This window comes from Nocardia sp. CA-136227, from assembly GCF_050955695.1.
Classification (GTDB): Bacteria; Actinomycetota; Actinomycetes; order Mycobacteriales; family Mycobacteriaceae; genus Nocardia.
The window spans coordinates 1,724,450-1,741,504 of sequence record NZ_CP192081.1 but is presented as its reverse complement, the minus strand read 5'-3'; the positions used below and the strand labels follow the sequence as shown (position 1 = coordinate 1,741,504).

The following is a 17,055-nucleotide window of genomic DNA, read 5'->3' as shown; positions in this document are numbered from 1 at the left end:
ATGAGCGCGAACACTCTCCGACTCTCCGAGGAAAACACCGCAGCCTCCGACGCCGAAGTCGTCGTCGGCGTCGGCGCCCTCACCCCCGAGGACGTGGTCCGGGTCGCCCGCGGCAACGCCGCCGTGCGACTGTCGGAGGACGCGCTCACCGTGATCGCGGCCAGCCGCACCCGCATCGAGGCGCTCGCCGCCGACCCGAAGCCGGTCTACGGCGTATCCACCGGATTCGGAGCCCTGGCCACCCGCCACATTCCGCTGGAACTGCGAACCCAGCTGCAGCGCAGCCTGGTTCGCTCGCACGCGGCCGGCTCGGGCGCGGAGGTCGAGCGTGAGGTGATCCGGGCGCTCATGCTGCTGCGGCTGTCCACGCTGGCGACCGGCCGGACCGGCGTGCGCGTGGAGGTCGCCCAGGCGTATGCCGCCATGCTGTCGGCGGGGATCACGCCGGTGGTGCACGAATACGGCAGCCTCGGCTGTTCCGGCGACCTGGCTCCCCTGTCGCACGTCGCCCTCGCGGTCATGGGCGAGGGCATGGTGCGCGACGCGGAGGGCACGCTGATGCCCGCCGCGCAGGCCCTGGCCGCGGCCGGCCTGGAGCCGATGGTCTTCGCCGAGAAGGAGGGCCTGGCGCTGATCAACGGCACCGACGGCATGCTCGGCATGCTGGTGCTGGCCTGCCACGATCTGCGCCGGCTGCTGCGCCTGGCCGACGTCACCGCGTCGATGAGCGTCGAGGGCCTGCTGGGCACCGACAAGGTGTTCGCCGCCGACCTGCAGGCCCTGCGCCCGCAGCCGGGCCAGGCGCTGGCCGCCTCGAACATGGTTCGGCTGCTGCAGGGTTCGGGCATCGTGGCCAGCCACGCCACCCCCGACTGCACGGTGGTGCAGGACGCGTACTCGCTGCGCTGCGCCCCGCAGGTGGCCGGCGGCGCCCGCGACACCCTCGCGCACGCCGAGCTGATCGCGTCCTACGAATTGGCCAGCGCCGTCGACAATCCGGTGGTCACCCTCGACGGGCGGGTGGAGTCCAACGGCAACTTCCACGGCGCGCCGGTCGCCTACGTGCTCGACTTCCTGGCCATCGTGGTCGCCGACGTGGCCAGCATCAGCGAACGCCGCACCGACCGCTTCCTGGACCGGGCCCGCAACCACGGCCTGCCGCCGTTCCTGGCCGACGATCCCGGCGTGGACAGCGGCCACATGATCGCCCAGTACACGCAGGCCGCGATCGTCTCCGAGCTCAAGCGCCTGGCCGCGCCCGCGAGCGTGGACTCGATCCCCTCCTCGGCCATGCAGGAGGACCACGTTTCCATGGGCTGGTCGGCGGCCCGCAAGCTGCGCCGCGCCATCGACGGCCTGACCCGGGTGCTGGCCATCGAGGCCCTCACCGCGGCCCGCGCCCTGGACCTGCGCGCGCCGCTGGAGCCGTCCCCCGCGACCGCCGCCGTCCGCGACCGGATTCGCGAATCGGTGCAGGGTCCGGGCCCGGACCGCTACCTGGCTCCGGAGATCGAGGCGGTCGTGCGCCTGGCGGCCTCGGGTGAGCTGCTGGCGGGTGCGGAGTCGGTGGTCGGCCCGCTGGCCTGACCCTCGGTCTTGTCGGAGAGAGGCCCGGAACCTGTTGGTTCCGGGCCTCTCTCACGAGCGACAGGTCAGGCGTGCGGCGGGAACTGACCGTCCGCTTTCACTTCGGTGCCGTTGAGCGTGAAGGTGACGACGCTGGGACCGCCTTGGGGACAGCACATCGGATCGCTGTTGTTCAGCCACCGGTAGGTCAGTGAGAGCGAGTTCCGCGTCTTGCCGCTGACCTGCGTGTACATGTACGGATCGGAGGTGGCCGTGCCCAGAAACCTGCCGCCGGTGAAGAACAGCACGTGCGTGTACGGATGATTGGTGTCGGAGTTCACCATCATCCACGACAGCACCCCGTCGCAGCCCGAGTCGAGCGCCACCTCCCCCGCCTGCCCGGTCTTCCAGCCGCCGACCGGCGGCGGATTCAGCTTGGCGATGGCGGCGCGCGCCAGGTCGGAGTTGATGTCGAAGCACAGCCCGTGCCCGCTCCCCGCGGGAGCGGTGCCCGGCTGCCCCGAGGCGGTGGTCGGCGCGGGACTCCCCGCCGCGGTGGTGGCCGGGCCGCCGGGGACGGTCGCCGCCGGACCGGCGGGACTGGTCGTCACCGGGCCCGTCGACGACCCCGGATCGCACGCGGTGGTCACCGCCACCACGGCGGCCGCCATCGCGAACAGAGCCGCTGACCTGGTCTTCATGGGTCCTCCCCGAGCACGCTTCACGCCTCCATCATCGGCCATGTGAGCAGCGGTGTTATCGAGAATCGCTGTGCGAGAATGCGGCATGAGCATCAAGATCGACGCGCTCGATTCCGCGCTGCTCCGGGAACTGGCGGCCGACCCGCGGGTGCCGATCCTGGAATTGGCACAGCGGCTCGGGATCGCGCGGAACACCGTGCAGGCGCGGATGAAACGGCTGGAGGCGGCCGGGGTGGTCCGGGGGTATCCGCCGGACGTGGATCTCGAGGCCATCGGGTTCGCGGTACACGCCTTCCTCGGCATCGAACTGGACCAGAACAAGATGAACGACATCGTGGAGTCGTTGCGCGCGTTCCCGAACGTGCTCGAGGTGCACGCCACCACCGGGCGCGGCGACCTGCTGGTCCGGGTGGCGGCCCGGTCACAGCCGGATCTGCTCGGCGTCATCCAGCGGGTGCACGCCATCACCGGGGTCAAGCACACCGAGACCATGCTGGCGCTGGCGACGCCGATCGAATACCGGTCGCTGCCGCTCGTCGAGCATCTGACGAGTCACCCGGCCCCCGGCTGACCAGAATGCTGCGCACGTCACAGTGTTCCAGATCACTTTTGAGCAGTCTGATCAACTTTTCGCCCGACTGTTGACACAGATCACCCTTCACGGCAGATTTCGCAGCACCGATCGCTTGGTCCCTTCGTTGCAGCTCACAATCTGAGCTGTGGAGAGTGTGGTGACTGTTCATGACCGACGTTGCCTGCGCGCCTGCACCACAGGCCGAACCGGCTACGCCCTACGACCTCGCCGACCGCTACCGGTCGGGCGCGGGTCCGGTCCTCCTCACCGGCGTGCAGGCCATCGCCCGCCTGCTGGTGGAACAGCAGGTGCGGGATATGCGCGCCGGTCACCGGGTCGCGACCTTCGTGTCCGGGTATCAGGGCAGCCCGCTGGGCGGGGTCGACAAGATGCTGCTGGGCATGCCGACCGTGCTGACCGAACACGACATCGCCTTCGTGCCCGGCTTCAACGAGGAGCTCGCGGCCACGGCGGTCTGGGGTAGCCAGGCCGATCTGCCCGCCGGGACGCCGACCCACGACGGCGTGGTCGGCGTCTGGTACGGCAAGGGCCCCGGCGTGGACCGGGCCACCGACGCCATCCGGCACGCGAACATGTACGGGGTGAATCCGCGCGGCGGCGTGCTGCTGCTGGTCGGCGACGACCCGGCCTCGAAGTCCTCGACCGTGCCCGCGGTGAGCGAACGGTCGCTGGCCGCCATGGGTGTGCCCGTGCTGTTCCCGCGCAATGCCCGCGAGATCATCACCATGGGGATGCAGGGCATCGCGTTGTCGCGGGCCTCGGGGTGCGTCGTGGCGCTGAAGATCGTGGCCGATGTCGCCGACGGGGCCTGGACGGTGGACGGCTCGGTCGCGAACCTGCCCATCGCGGTGCCCGAAGTGCGGTGGGAGGGCAGGACTTTCGCCTACCGGCAGCGGCCCATGGCGGCCCCCGCCGACAGCGTGCTCGCCGAGGCCGATCTGTACGGGCCGCGCTGGGCCACCGTGCGCGCCTTCGGCGCCGCCAATGATCTCGACGTCATCGAGGTCGATCCGGTGCACGCGCGGATCGGGATCGCGGCCACCGGCACCACCTTCGACGCGGTCCGGCAGGGCCTGCACGATCTCGGCGTCGACGAGGCGGCCATGCACCGGGCCAGCATCCGTCTGCTGCGCATCGGCATGCCGTATCCCGTCGGCGCACAGCGGGTCACGGAGTTCGCGCGCGGCCTGGAACAGATCATCGTGGTGGAGGACAAGACCGCCTTCGTCGAGACCCAGATCCGCGAGATCCTGTACGGCACCGCCGACGCCCCGCGCATCCTCGGCAAGCTGGACGGGAACGGCCTGCCGCTCATGCCCTTCGACGGCGAGCTCACCGCCGGCCGCCTGCTCGGCCCGCTGCGCCGGGTGCTGCGCGACCACGTCGAGCTGAAGAAGGCTCCGCCCCCGGCGCTGTCGCTGGAGGTGCTGTCGGCCAAGCGCACCCCGTACTTCTGCAGCGGCTGCCCGCACAACCGCTCCACCGCCCTGCCCGAGGGGTCCATCGGCGGTGGCGGCATCGGCTGCCACACCCTGGTCACCCTGTCCGGGCGCAGCGACAGCGCGGTCACCGGCCTCACCCAGATGGGCGGCGAGGGCAGCCAGTGGATCGGGCAGGCCCCGTTCACCGATGTGCCGCACCTGTTCCAGAACATCGGCGACGGCACCTTCTTCCACTCCGGCCAGCTGGCCGTGCAGGCGTGCGTGGCGGCAGGGGTGAACATCACCTACAAGCTGCTCTACAACGAGGTCGTCGCCATGACCGGCGCGCAGGACGTGGAAGGCGGGCTGACGGTCGCCGAGCTGACCCACAAGCTGACCATGGAGGGCGTCCGGCAGATCATCATCTGCGCCGACGATCCCAAGCGGCACAACAGGAGAGCTCTGGCCAAGGGCACGCTGCTGTGGCATCGCGATCGGCTCGACGAGGCGCAGAAGATGCTGCGCGAGGTCAAGGGCGTGACGGTGCTGATCTACGACCAGCACTGTGCCGCCGACGCCCGGCGACAGCGCAAGCGCGGCACACTGCCGGTGCGCAATACCCGCGTGGTGATCAACGAGGCGGTGTGCGAGGGCTGCGGCGACTGCGGCACCAAGTCCAACTGCCTGTCGGTGCAGCCGGTGGAGACCGAGTTCGGGCGCAAGACGCGCATCGACCAGACCTCGTGCAATACCGACTACAGCTGCCTGGACGGGGACTGCCCGTCATTCGTCACGGTGGAACTGCGACCGGATGCCAAGGGCGGCAAGGGCTCCCAGCGCGTCCGCGGCATGCGGCGCAAGCCCACCGAACCGCCCGCCGTGGCCGATCCGGGCCTCGGCGCTCCGCTGGGCACGCAGAACGTGCTCATCGCCGGCATCGGCGGCACCGGCATCGTGACGGTCAACCAGGTGCTGGCCACGGCCGCGCTGCGCGCCGGGTACGCGGTCGAGAGCCTCGATCAGATCGGATTGAGCCAGAAGGCCGGGCCGGTGCTGTCGCATCTGCGGTTCTCCACCACGGAATTGGAGCCGTCGAACCGGCTCACCCCCGGTAGCGCGGACTGCATCATGGCCATCGACCTGCTGACCGCCGCCGACCCCAAGAACCTCCAGTACGGCAACCCGGACGGAACCGTCGTCGTCGCCTCGACCAGCAAGACCCCGACCGGTGACATGGTCTACGACAAGTCGGTCGCCTACCCGGAGACCGGGTCGCTGCTGGATCGGCTGGCGACGGTATCGGATTCGCAGGTCGGCTTCGACGCCCTGGCCGCCGCGCAACACCTGTTCGGCACCACCGCCGCCGCCAACTTCCTGATGGTCGGCGCGGCCTTCCAGACCGGCGGCCTGCGGCTGCCCGCCGCGGCCATCGAGGAGGCGATCGGCATCAACGGTGTCGCGGTATCGGCCAATGTCGCGGCCTTCCGCTGGGGCCGGGTGGCCATCGCCGATCCGGCCGCGTTCGCCGCGGCCACCGATTCCGGTGCGGCACAGCGTGCTCCGCGGGTCGCGCCCGCCGAACTGCTGGCGGGCACCGGCTTCGACGGCGAGGTCCGGCGGCTGGTGGAACTGCGGGCCGCCGAACTGATCGGCTACCAGAACGTGAAGGTCGCCCGCCGCTACATCAACACCGTCCAGGCCGCGTGGACCGCCGAGCGCGCGGTCACCGAGCGCACCGAGTTCACCGAGGCCGTGGCGCGCGGGCTGTTCAAGTTCACCGCCTACAAGGACGAGTACGAGGTCGCGCGACTGCTGGTCGATCCCGCGTTCCTGGCCGAGGTCGAGGCGCAGGTCCCCGGCGGGGAGAACCTCACCTACAAGCTGCACCCGCCGGTGCTGCGCGCGCTGGGCCGCGAGAAGAAGATCGGTCTCACCCCGAAATCCCATGTGGCCCTGAAGCTGCTCGCCAAAGGCAAGGCGCTGCGCGGCACCAAGCTCGACCCCTTCGGCTACGCCCATGTCCGGAAGGTGGAGCGGGAACTGCTGTCCCAGTACACCGGCATGGTGCGGCGGCTCGCGGCCGGTCTCACCGTCGACGGGTACGCCACCGCCGTCGAGGCGGCGGCCCTGCCCGACCTGGTCCGGGGCTACGAGGACGTGAAGCTCGGCAACGTCGAGCGGTACCGCACCCGCCTGCGCGAACTCGGCCTCGACGGCTGACCGACAGCTCACCACTCAATTCCACACCTACCCACCGTGTTCCGGCAGCGGCCTGGTCCTGCCGCCGGAGCCGGGTGACGCGCGCCGCCGAGACGTCGCGTGGACACCCACACCCGCTCGCCCCGGCGCTACCGCCGCGGCCACCCACTGCTGCCGCTCGTCCGGCAGCGCCCGGCCGCCCACCCCGCGGCCACCCACCCCGCCGCCACGAGCGGCGTCCACGAAAGGAATCGACCGTGACCGCAATGCACACCGACGCAGGGGTTTTCGGCCGCTCGCACGAACTGAGCGCCCGGCGACACGAGCAGGTGGTGTTCTGCGAGGACGACCGCAGCGGACTCAAGGCGATCATCGCGATCCACTCGACCACGCTCGGCCCGGCGCTCGGCGGCACCCGGATGTACCCGTACGCCTCCGAGGCGGCCGCGCTGGACGATGTGCTGCGGCTGTCGTGGGGCATGACCTACAAGGCCGCGGCCGCCGGGGTGGATCTGGGCGGCGGCAAGGCCGTCATCATCGGCGATCCGGCGCTGGACAAGAGCGAGGAGTTGTTCGCCGCCTACGCGCGCTTCGTGGAATCCCTCGGCGGGCGGTACATCACGGCCGGTGACGTGGGCACCGACACCGACGATCTGGACGCGATCGGCCGCCATACCGGCTACGTGACCGGGCGCAGCACCGCGGCGGGCGGGTCCGGCGACAGCGCGCGGCTCACCGCCCTCGGCGTGTTCAACGCCATGCGCGCCGGAGCCGAATCCGTGTGGGGCGCACCGACGCTGGCGGGACGTACGGTCGGCGTCGAGGGCGTCGGCAAGGTCGGCCGCGAACTGATCCAGCTGCTGCTGGCCGACGGCGCGGAGGTCTGCGCCACCGACGTGAACACCGCGGCGCTGGAACGCATTTCGACCGATCACCCCTCGGTTCGACTGTTGAGCACCGTGTCCACGGCTCCGGTCGACGTCTACGCCCCTTGCGCCCTCGGCGGCACGCTCACCGCGTCGAGCGCCGAGGCCATCGAGGCGAAGCTCGTCTGCGGGGCGGCCAACAACCAGTTGGCCACGCCCGCGGTGGAATACGCCCTGAACGAGCGCGGCATCACCTGGGTCCCGGATTTCGTGGCCAATGCGGGTGGGCTGGTTCAGGTGGCCGGTGAGCTGCGGCACGCGGCGCCGGCCGAGGTCGAAGACGCAGTGAGGGGCATCTTCGACCGCTGCCGCGACATCATCGCGGAATCCCGGGCCGAGGGCATCGGCACCGGTGCGGCGGCGAACAGGTTCGCGGAACGGCGGCTCGACGCCATCCCGCGAGTTCGCTGACACCGCACCGAATTTCGGAAAGGAGACGCACTGTGGCGTTCGTGAGCGGAGTGTTCCGCACCAAATCGGTCGAGCAATCGATCCGGGATACCGATGAACCGGATTCCAAACTGCGCAAGGATCTGACCGCGCGGGATCTGACCATCTTCGGTGTCGCCGTGGTCATCGGGGCGGGCATCTTCACGCTCACCGCCCGGACCGCGGGCACGGTGGCGGGACCCTCGGTCTCGCTGGCCTTCGTGTTCGCGGCCGTCGCGTGCGGGCTGACCGCGTTGTGCTACGCCGAATTCGCCTCGACCGTGCCGGTGGCGGGCAGTGCGTACACGTTCGCGTACGCCACATTCGGCGAGGTCATCGCCTGGATCATCGGCTGGGATCTGATTCTGGAGTTCGCGCTCGCGGTGTCGGTGGTCGCCAAGGGGTGGTCGCAGTATCTCGGCGAGGTGCTGCACGGGGTGGTGAGCCCGGTCGCGCACATCGGGTCCATCACCTTCGACTGGGGCGCGGTGGTGATCATCGCCGTGGTCGGCACGCTGCTGGCGACCGGCACCAAGCTGTCCTCGCGGGTCTCGGCGGTGGCGGTGGCCATCAAGCTGGCCGTGATCGCGCTGGTGCTGGTGGTCGGCGCGACCTACTTCAAGGCCTCCAACCTGACCCCCTACATTCCCCCGGCCCAGCCTTCGGAGCAGGCGGGCGGCGTGCACCAGTCGCTGTTCTCCTTCCTGACCGGTTCCGGCGGAACCAGTTTCGGCTGGTACGGCCTGCTGGCCGCGGCCTCGCTGGTGTTCTTCGCGTTCGTCGGCTTCGACGTGGTGGCCACCACCGCCGAGGAGACCCGCAATCCGCAGCGCGACGTCCCGCGCGGCATCTTCGCCTCGCTGGCCATCGTCACCGTGCTGTACGTGGCGGTCTCGCTGATCCTCACCGGCATGGTCCCCTACACCGAACTGGCGAGCGGGAATGCCACCCTGGCAACCGCTTTCGCCATCCACGGCGCGACCTGGGTGAAGAACATCATCTCCATCGGCGCGCTGGCGGGCCTGTCGACCGTCGTCATGGTCATGTTCCTGGGACAGACCCGGGTCCTGTTCGCCATGGCCCGCGACGGCCTGCTGCCCCGCGGTCTGGCCCACACCGGCAAGCACGGCACCCCCGTCCGGCTGACCGTCCTGGTCGGCGTGATCTGCGCTCTCCTGGCCGGTTTCGTAGACTTCGGCACCCTCGAGGAAATGGTCAATATCGGCACCCTGGTCGCGTTCGTCCTGGTCTCCCTGGGCGTCCCGATCCTGCGCCGCACCCGCCCCGACCTGAAGCGCGGCTTCCGCGTCCCGCTGGTCCCCCTCATCCCCGTCCTGGCCGCCCTGGCCTGCCTGTGGCTGATGCTCAACCTGTCCATCGAGACCTGGATCCGGTTCGTCATTTGGATGGCCCTGGGCATCGTCATCTACTTCGCCTACAGCCGTTCCCATTCCGTCCTCGGCCGGCGGAAGGCCCCCGCCGCGGAAGCCATCCCGGACCGAGAACCGGACCCGGTCCCCTAGATCTGCACCCCATCGGTGAAGAACCGGCTGTTCACGAGGACGAACTGCTCCTGCTCCGGGGGCAGGTCGTCCTCGTAGTGGATCGCCTCGACGGGGCAGACCGGTTCGCAGGCCGCGCAGTCGATGCACTCGTCGGGGTTGATGTAGGCCATCCGCTCGCCGACCACGATGCAGTCGATCGGGCATTCCTCGATGCAGGCCTTGTCCAGAACGTCCACGCAGTCCGCGCCGATCACGAAAGTCATGGTGCTGATCCTCCGGCCGTTTCCGGTGGTCAGGTAGCGCCCGAACGCTGATCACGTCATAAGCTGTCCTTATGATCCTGCCGCCCGGTACGCCCGACCTGGACGTGCTGGCCCTGCTGGTCTCGGTCGCCGAACTGGGCAGTCTCGGCGCGGCCGCGCGGCGGCACGGCATCAGCCAGCCCGCCGCCAGTATGCGGATCAGCGCGCTGGAACGGCGGCTCGGGTTACGGCTGCTGGATCGCGGGCGCACGGGATCGGTGCTCACCGATGCCGGGCAGGCGGTGGTCGAGCTGGGCCGTCCGGTGCTCGCGGCCGCGCTGGCGCTGACCGAGGGCATTACCGCCCTGCACCGCGTGGAGCGGCCGAGCCTGCGCCTCATGGCCTCGACGACCATTGCCGACCACCGGATTCCGCACTGGCTGACCGCGCTGCGGAAGATCCATCCGGAGCTGGCGGTGGTCCTGGACGTGGCCAACTCGCGGCAGGTGACGGCGGCGGTCGGCGATCGCGACGCCGAGCTCGGATTCGTCGAAGGACCGCATCCGCCACCGGGATTGGGCAGCCGGGTGCTCGCCGCGGACGAGCTGGTGGTGGTCGTCGCGCCGAGTCACCGATGGGCCACCCGCCGCCGACCGCTGACCGCGCGTGAACTCGCCGACACTCCGCTGCTGTGGCGCGAACGCGGCTCGGGCACCCGGGACACGGTGTGGGAGACCCTCGAGATTCACGGGACACCGGCCCCGCCTGCCGCCGAACTCGGTTCCGCTGCGGCGATTCTCGCGACCGCTCGCAGCGGGGCGGCACCGGCGGTGGTGAGCCGGCTGATCGTGGCGCACGAACTGCGGGCGGGCACGCTGCGCGCCGTTCCGCTGGCCGAATCGACGCCGTTGACGAGGAAGTTCCGGGCCATCTGGCATCGGCGCACGCCGCCGACCGGTCCGGCGGCCGAGCTGGTCGATCTGGCCGCCCGCATCGAAGCGGCTCGGACACAGCGGCATTGAACGCGCGGCGGCCCCGCCGCGGAATCAGCTGCGACGGAGCCTCGCTCGGGTCGGGCTAATCGGTGAGGTCCGCGATGGCCGCGCCCGCGGCATTGGTCTGGACCGAGGCGATGCCCTTCTTCGCCGCGTCCTTGCTCGCGTAGGCCTGGCTCTGCGCGATAACCTCGCCGTTGCCGGCCTTGAGCCGCCACCGGAATTTGTCGGCCGCATCAGCGAACAGCTCGAACTTGCCTGACATGACTACCTCGTTCCACGCCTGGAAAGTGCATCTGACATGCCTCAGGGTATGGGCTCGAATGCCGAACGGTCGGAATGGACATGCGGGGGTTTGTCGTACACCGTCTAGTGGGTCGGACGTGGGCTGATACGTTGACTGGGTGACCCGAATGCAGGATGCGACAGCGGCAGATCAGGCGGTCTCCGGGGACGAGGCCGGGACCAGGGCGTACTTCCTCGCGCTGGAGTCCCAGCGCGACGGATTCGAGCGATACCGGGCCACCGCGTCCACGGTGAGCGTGTGGGCGGCAACCATGCAGCACGGCGCACCGCCTTCGGCACTGCTGGCCCGCGCGGTGGAACGGTGCGCACCCCGGGAGGGCACGCGGATCGCGCGGCTGACCATGGAGATCCTCGGCCCGATTCCGGTGGGAGAGATCGAGGTTCGCGCCTGGATCGAGCGGCCCGGCAAGCGGGTCGAGCTGGTGGCGGCAGAACTGGTGGCACCGCAGCCCGACGGCAGTACCCGCGTGGTGGCCAAGGCCGCGGCCTGGCGGATCGCCACGACGGACACCTCCCAGGTCGCACACGCAGCCGATGCCCCGCTGCCGCCCGTACCGGAAGAGGGCAAGGTCAGCTGGGGCCTGCCCGCCGGCTGGGACGTCGGCTACGTGAAGTCGGTGGACCTGCGCGGCGTGGAGAGCGACGACATCACCCGGCGGGTGTGGGTCAAGCCCCTCGTCGAGGTGGTCGAGGGCGAGGAGATCTCACCCCTGGTGCGCGTGTTCTCGGTCGCGGACGTGGCCAATGGCGTTGGCGCACGCCTGGATCCGCGGCACTTCACCTTCCTCAACACCGACCTGACCATCGACCTGTTCCGGCTGCCGGTCGGCGAGTGGATCGGCCTGGCAGTGGAGACCTCGATCGGACCCGACGGGGTCGGCCTGTGCTCGACCGTCCTGCACGACCAGCAGGGCCCGATCGGACGCTGCCTGCAGATCCTCGAGGTGCGCGCCCGGGCCTGACCACCCGGCGATAAGGAAACCTATATCGTCGACGGGATGGACCCGCTGCGTCAGCTGCGCTACTTCATCGCCGTCGCCGAGGAGTTGCACTTCGGCCGCGCGGCCGAGCGGCTGCGGATCGCCCAGCCCGCGCTGAGCCAGCGCATCCGCAAGCTGGAGAGCGAGCTCGGCGCGCGGCTGCTCGACCGCGACAGCCGCCGCGTGGAACTCACCGAGGCCGGACAGATCCTGCTGGTCGAGGCCCGCGACCTGATCGCCCGCTGGGAACGCGCGAAATCGCTGGTCGACAAGGCCCACCGCGGCGAGGTCGACGCGCTGCGGGTGGGCGTGCCGCCCGAACTGGCCGGCCGGGTGCTGGCCGCCATGCTGACCGCGTTCGAGAACCGCCAGGTGCGGGTGGACCTACAGGAGCTGACCACCGCCGAACAGGTCCGCCTGCTCGGCGAACGGGAACTGGACGCGGGCCTGCTGCAATATCCCGCCGAGACGCCCGGCCTCGAATCCGGTCCGGCCGTGGAGACCCCGCTCGGCGTGGTGCTGCCCCGGGATTCCCCACTGGCCCAGCGGACTTCCCTCACCCTGGCCGACCTGAGCGGGCACGGCCTGGTGATCTTCCCGCGCGCCGCCGCCCCCGGCCTCTACGACGCCACCCTGCGCACCTGCTGGGAGCACGGCTTCCACCCCGCCTCGGTGCAGCACGCGGTCAATCCGGAGTTCGTGCTCGGCATGGTGCTGTCGGGTCGCGGCGTCGCCTTCGACACCGGCCTGGTGGCGCAGAAGGAGCCGCGGGTGGTGTGGCGGCCGCTGCCCGAGGGCACGCTGAGCTGGCGACTCGCCCTGACCTGGCCCGCCGCCGCCCCGCATCCGCTGGTGCGGGAATTCGCCGAGCTCATCGTGTCGGTGGTGCAGGGCGACGGCGTCGCGCCCCCGGCCCCGCTTCAGGACGCGCCGCAGCGCCGCCCGTGGGATGTGGTCGCGGGCAGGCAGTGATCGATGCGCTCGATGGCCGTCAGCGCGGCCGTCCCGATCGCCCGGTCCACCACCGGCTGCCGACCGGCCAGATTGTGTGACACCGTGAAAACCGCTACGGCGTAACGACTTCCGTCCGGATACTCGACGACGCCGATCTCGTTGCGGATGCCCGGCAGCGTCCCGGTCTTGGACCAGATGTCGGTCCCGGGCGGGAACGCCGACGGCAGCCGATGCCCGTACACCTGCTGGCGCATGAGATCTCGCACGAACCGGCACGCCTCGGGCGGGCCCGCCAGGTCGCGGCCGATGAGCGTCAGCAGGCGCGTCATGTCGCGGGCGGTCCCGGCGGTGGTGCGCAGCGGATCCACCGCCCGGCTGCCGAACACCTCCTCCGGACTGGATTCGGGGTAGCGCCGAGCGAATTCGAGCAGGTCACGCGCGCCGATGTCCTCGGCCATCAGGTACAGGATGTCGCGAATCGACCCCATCACCCGGGTGTCGGCGAGCCCGAGCTCGCGGACCAGGGAGCGGACGTTGTCGACGCCGACGCGGTCGAACAGCAGGTCCGCGGCGGTGTTGTCGCTGACCGTGAGCGCGAAGTAGGCGGCGTCGCGCAGGCTGTACTCGACATCGTCGTGGCAGCCCGCCGACCCCACCCCGCCCAGCCGGTCCGCGGCCGTGGCGCGCACCCGGTCGGCGGGATCGAGCTGCCCGGCCGCGACCTGCCGCGCGAACTCCAGCACCAGCGGCACCTTCACCACCGAGGACAGCACCACCGGTTCGTCGGCGGCCCAGCCGAATTCGCCGTCACAGTTCAGACAGCGGGCGTGCACGCGGCCTTCGACACCGGCCGTCCCGAAGATCGCTTCCACTCCCCCAGCATTCCCGGCGCCCGGATCGGGCCGTCAACCGCCCGATACTTCGCGAGCCTGTGGGCCTTGCGCTGCGACGATAACGAAACGCTTATCGGTTCTCATCCGTGTTGGTCTTGGACACCGGGTGCTGATCCGTGTTGGGGTGGCTGTCATGGCAGCTTTCAGCAGGAGGGCAAGCACCGGTATCTGTGTCGCGGCCGTACTGGTGGCGGCGACCGGGTGCTCGGGCTCGGATCCCACGTCCGGATTGTCCAAGACCGTCGACGCCTTCGTTGACGCGCTGACCCGCGACGACGTCCCGGCCGCCGCGACCGCGACCAGCGATCCGGCCACCGCCTCGACCACGCTGGGAACGCTGTACGACAACCTCGGCAAACAGGTGCGTTTCGCGGCGAGCAAGGTCGAGAAGACCGACGACGGCGGCACCTTCGCCCTCTCCGCCACCTGGAAGCTGGGCAAGGACGGCAAGAACGAGTGGACCTACACCACCGCGGGCCGCGCCGAACGCTCCGGGAGTGACTGGAAGATCCGCTGGGACCCGGCCACCATCGCGCCCGGCCTGAACATCGGCCCGCTGTCCTACGCCGTCGCCTACCCCGACCCGGCCAAGGTCCTGGACAGCACCGGTGGCCCGCTGCTCACCCAGCAGGCGGTGACCCTGGTGAACGTCGCGCCCGGCGCGGACCCCGCGGCCGTCGCGGCGGCACTGCAACCGGTCGCGCCCGACATCACCGCCGCGAGCCTGCAAGCGGATCTGGCCGCGGCGCAGGGGAAGCCGGTCACCGCGGTCACCCTCCGCGAATCCGATTACGCCACCGTTCAATCCGCGCTCACCACGCTGGCGAACGTGACGACCGCGCAGCAGACGCGACTGCTGGCCGTCGACAAGGCACTCGCCTCACCGACCTTCTCGGGCCTGTCGGAGCTGTGGCAGCAGCGGGCCGACGCCGCCGCCGGATGGGCGGTCCGCGCCCAGGGCAGCGACGGCACCCAGCGGGTCGGCGGCCCGGATCCCCAGCCGGTCACCGATATTCGCACCACCCTCGACGTCGGCCTGCAACGCGCGGCCGAGGCGGCGCTGGCCCCGATCACCACCCCGGCGGCCATCGTGGCGCTGCGGCCCTCCACCGGTGAAGTGCTGGCCATGGCGCAGAACGCGCCCGCCGACGCGCAGGGTCCGATCGGATTGACCGGGCTGTATCCGCCGGGCTCCACCTTCAAGACCGTGACCGTGTCGGCCGCCCTCCAGGCCGGTCAGGTCACCCCGGACACCACCGTCGCCTGCCCCGGCAAGGAGAACATCGAGGGCCGGGAGATCCCCAACGACAACAACTTCGACCTCGGCCAGGTGCCGCTGCACACCGCCTTCGCGCGGTCCTGTAACACCACCATGGGACGGCTGGCCGTGCAGCTGCCGCCGGACGGGCTGACCAATGCCGCCGCCCAGCTCGGACTCGGCATCGACTACGTGACACCGGGATTGACCACCGTCACCGGCAAGGTGCCCACCGCCGACACACCCGCCCTGCGGGTGGAGGAGGGCATCGGGCAGGGCAAGGTGACCGCGTCGCCGTTCGGCATGGCGCTGCTGGCGGCGTCCCTCGCCCACGGGTCGGTCATGCCGCCGGCGATCGTGCAGGGTCAACCCGGCAAGCCCGACCGGCAGCCACCGGCCCTGCCGCCCGGCATCGCCGATCAGGTGAAATCCATGATGCGCGAGACCATCACCGGCGGCACCGCCACCGCCCTGCGCGACATCCCCGGCCTGCTCGGCAAGACCGGCACCGCCGAATACATCGACGACAAGCACGCGCACGGCTGGTTCGTCGGCATCGACGGCGATCTCGCCTTCGCCGTCTTCATCAGCGACGCGGGCAGTTCCGACCCGGCCGTGCAGGCCGCGGGCCGCATGCTGCGCGCACCGCGCTGACCAGCCGCAACACTCCACACCGCTCGAAACCGATTGAAAGGCTTGTTTTGCCGACCCTGAAATACCGCGCCCTGGCATCGCTACTCGTGCTCACGCCGCTGTTCGCGGCCTGCGGCACCGACTCGAAAAGCGAGGCCACCCACAACGAGCCGTCGACCACGTCCGCGCCGAACGACGCCGCCCTGCGGGCGCTCGAGGAGCAGCACGGCGCGCGGGCGGGCGTCTTCGTGATCGACACCGGCACCGGCACGACCGTCGGCTACCGGCAGGACGAACGCTTCACCTTCAACTCCACGTTCAAGGGCCTGGCCTGCGGCGCGCTCCTGAAGATGCATCCCCTCGCCAGCGGATTCTTCGACCAGGTCATCCATTTCGGCGCGGACAAGGTGGTGACGGGCTCGCCGGTCACCAGCACCCGGGTGGACACGGGGATGTCGGTGAGCGAACTCTGTGACGCCGCCATCACCCGCAGCGACAACACCGCGGGCAATCAGCTGCTCGAATTGCTCGGCGGCCCACAGGGATTGACCCAGTTCCTACGGTTGCTCGGCGACGACAAGACGCGCAGCGACCGCTGGGAGCCGGAGCTCAACACCGATATCCCCGGCGACGAGCGCGACACCACGACCCCGGCCGCCCTGGCCGGCGACTATCGGAAGCTGGTCGTCGGCAATACCCTCGCCGATCCGGAACGCAAGCAGCTGACCGCATGGCTGCTCGCCAATACCACCGGCGACGCCCGCATCCGCGCCGGACTGCCCGCGGACTGGAAGACCGGCGACAAGACCGGTTCCGGCGACTACGGCACCGCCAACGACGCCGCCGTCACCTGGCCCGCCGACGGGTCCGCGCCGCTGGTGATCGTGGTACTCACCGCCAAGCCGGACAAGGACGCGGCCTACGACAATCCGCTGGTGGCCGCGCTCACCAAGGAAGCCGTGCACGCCGTCCGCTGAAATGACCTGTCACGCAGTCATTTCGGTCCGCTCATCGCCTCGGTGACGCCGATCTCGCCCGCCATCACGCCCAGCAGGATGCGCCGGAAGCTCGGGCATTCGGCGTGACTCGGGGCGGGACAGGCGGCGGCATGCCGGAGGCCGTCCCGGACCGCGGTCATCTGCGTGATGGTGCGGTCCAATTCGTCGGCCTTGCCGGTGAGCAGGGCCCGATCCACCCGGAGTTCGCCCTGCGGGCCGAAGACCAGCACGATGTCGTCGAGGGAGAATCCGGCGGTGCGGCCCAGCGAGATGAGGGCCAGCTGTTCGAGCACGGAACTGTCGAACTGGCGGCGCAGGCCGCGCCGGCCGGTGGACGCGATCAGGCCGCGTTCCTCGTAGTAGCGCAGGGTCGAGGCGGGGACGCCGGTGCGGCGGACCACCTCGGCGATGTCCAGGCTGGTCATCGGGGTTACCTCGTACTTGACCTCGAGTC

General features: G+C 70.4%; 14 protein-coding genes and 1 pseudogene. 10 read left to right on the top strand and 5 right to left on the bottom strand.

Going from position 1 to position 17,055, the window contains the following annotated elements:
* Window positions 1-1,587, top strand: coding sequence for a histidine ammonia-lyase (gene hutH / locus ACQP06_RS07690; protein ID WP_433671532.1), 1,587 nt, complete (start codon window positions 1-3; stop codon window positions 1,585-1,587).
* Between the two features lie 65 nt (window positions 1,588-1,652).
* Here the strand turns inward: hutH and ACQP06_RS07685 are convergent, their stop codons facing one another.
* Window positions 1,653-2,267, bottom strand: coding sequence for an LppP/LprE family lipoprotein (locus ACQP06_RS07685; RefSeq protein WP_433671530.1), 615 nt, complete (start codon window positions 2,265-2,267; stop codon window positions 1,653-1,655).
* 85 nt (window positions 2,268-2,352) lie between these two features.
* Here ACQP06_RS07685 and ACQP06_RS07680 point away from each other — a divergent pair, with 85 nt between their 5' ends.
* The 4 genes from ACQP06_RS07680 to ACQP06_RS07665 all read left to right on the top strand — a co-directional run bounded on the left by ACQP06_RS07680 (window position 2,353) and on the right by ACQP06_RS07665 (window position 9,360).
* Window positions 2,353-2,838 (top strand): Lrp/AsnC family transcriptional regulator, encoded by a 486-nt coding sequence (locus tag ACQP06_RS07680; protein ID WP_379277190.1) that lies wholly within the window; start codon window positions 2,353-2,355, stop codon window positions 2,836-2,838.
* Between the two features lie 170 nt (window positions 2,839-3,008).
* Window positions 3,009-6,503: an indolepyruvate ferredoxin oxidoreductase family protein gene (locus ACQP06_RS07675; RefSeq protein ID WP_433671528.1), complete on the top strand. Its 3,495-nt coding sequence runs from the start codon at window positions 3,009-3,011 to the stop codon at window positions 6,501-6,503.
* A gap of 245 nt (window positions 6,504-6,748) precedes the next feature.
* Window positions 6,749-7,819: a Glu/Leu/Phe/Val dehydrogenase dimerization domain-containing protein gene (locus ACQP06_RS07670; protein WP_433673264.1), complete on the top strand. Its 1,071-nt coding sequence runs from the start codon at window positions 6,749-6,751 to the stop codon at window positions 7,817-7,819.
* 32 nt (window positions 7,820-7,851) lie between these two features.
* Window positions 7,852-9,360: an amino acid permease gene (locus tag ACQP06_RS07665; RefSeq protein ID WP_433671526.1), complete on the top strand. Its 1,509-nt coding sequence runs from the start codon at window positions 7,852-7,854 to the stop codon at window positions 9,358-9,360.
* 11 nt (window positions 9,361-9,371) lie between these two features.
* Here ACQP06_RS07665 and ACQP06_RS07660 read toward each other — a convergent pair.
* Window positions 9,372-9,605: pseudogene (locus ACQP06_RS07660) on the bottom strand (indolepyruvate ferredoxin oxidoreductase subunit alpha); the annotation flags it as partial.
* Window positions 9,606-9,676: 71 nt separating this feature from the next.
* Here ACQP06_RS07660 and ACQP06_RS07655 point away from each other — a divergent pair.
* Window positions 9,677-10,606 (top strand): LysR family transcriptional regulator, encoded by a 930-nt coding sequence (locus ACQP06_RS07655; protein ID WP_433671525.1) that lies wholly within the window; start codon window positions 9,677-9,679, stop codon window positions 10,604-10,606.
* A gap of 55 nt (window positions 10,607-10,661) precedes the next feature.
* On the opposite strand, the gene ACQP06_RS07650 is transcribed toward ACQP06_RS07655, so the two are convergent.
* Window positions 10,662-10,844: a YegP family protein gene (locus tag ACQP06_RS07650; protein WP_433671523.1), complete on the bottom strand. Its 183-nt coding sequence runs from the start codon at window positions 10,842-10,844 to the stop codon at window positions 10,662-10,664.
* Between the two features lie 148 nt (window positions 10,845-10,992).
* Between ACQP06_RS07650 and ACQP06_RS07645 the strand changes: the two genes are divergently transcribed.
* Window positions 10,993-11,847 (top strand): thioesterase family protein, encoded by an 855-nt coding sequence (locus tag ACQP06_RS07645; RefSeq protein ID WP_433671522.1) that lies wholly within the window; start codon window positions 10,993-10,995, stop codon window positions 11,845-11,847.
* A 36-nt stretch (window positions 11,848-11,883) separates the two neighbouring features.
* Window positions 11,884-12,837 (top strand): LysR substrate-binding domain-containing protein, encoded by a 954-nt coding sequence (locus tag ACQP06_RS07640; protein WP_379277195.1) that lies wholly within the window; start codon window positions 11,884-11,886, stop codon window positions 12,835-12,837.
* On the opposite strand, the gene ACQP06_RS07635 is transcribed toward ACQP06_RS07640, so the two are convergent.
* Window positions 12,786-13,691 carry a serine hydrolase gene (locus tag ACQP06_RS07635; RefSeq protein WP_433671520.1) on the bottom strand — a complete coding sequence of 302 codons (906 nt, stop codon included), beginning with the start codon at window positions 13,689-13,691 and terminating at the stop codon, window positions 12,786-12,788. The genes ACQP06_RS07640 and ACQP06_RS07635 overlap by 52 nt on opposite strands.
* Before the next feature lie 154 nt (window positions 13,692-13,845).
* On the opposite strand from ACQP06_RS07635, the gene ACQP06_RS07630 reads away from it, so the two are divergent.
* On the top strand, window positions 13,846-15,624 hold the full coding sequence (locus ACQP06_RS07630) for a penicillin-binding transpeptidase domain-containing protein (protein ID WP_433671518.1): 1,779 nt from the start codon (window positions 13,846-13,848) through the stop codon (window positions 15,622-15,624).
* Window positions 15,625-15,671: 47 nt separating this feature from the next.
* Entirely contained in the window at window positions 15,672-16,580 is a 909-nt protein-coding gene (bla, locus tag ACQP06_RS07625; RefSeq protein WP_433671516.1) for a class A beta-lactamase, read from the top strand.
* Window positions 16,581-16,597: 17 nt separating this feature from the next.
* Here bla and ACQP06_RS07620 read toward each other — a convergent pair whose 3' ends face one another.
* Window positions 16,598-17,026, bottom strand: coding sequence for a helix-turn-helix domain-containing protein (locus ACQP06_RS07620; protein ID WP_433671515.1), 429 nt, complete (start codon window positions 17,024-17,026; stop codon window positions 16,598-16,600).
* Window positions 17,027-17,055 lie beyond the last annotated feature (29 nt).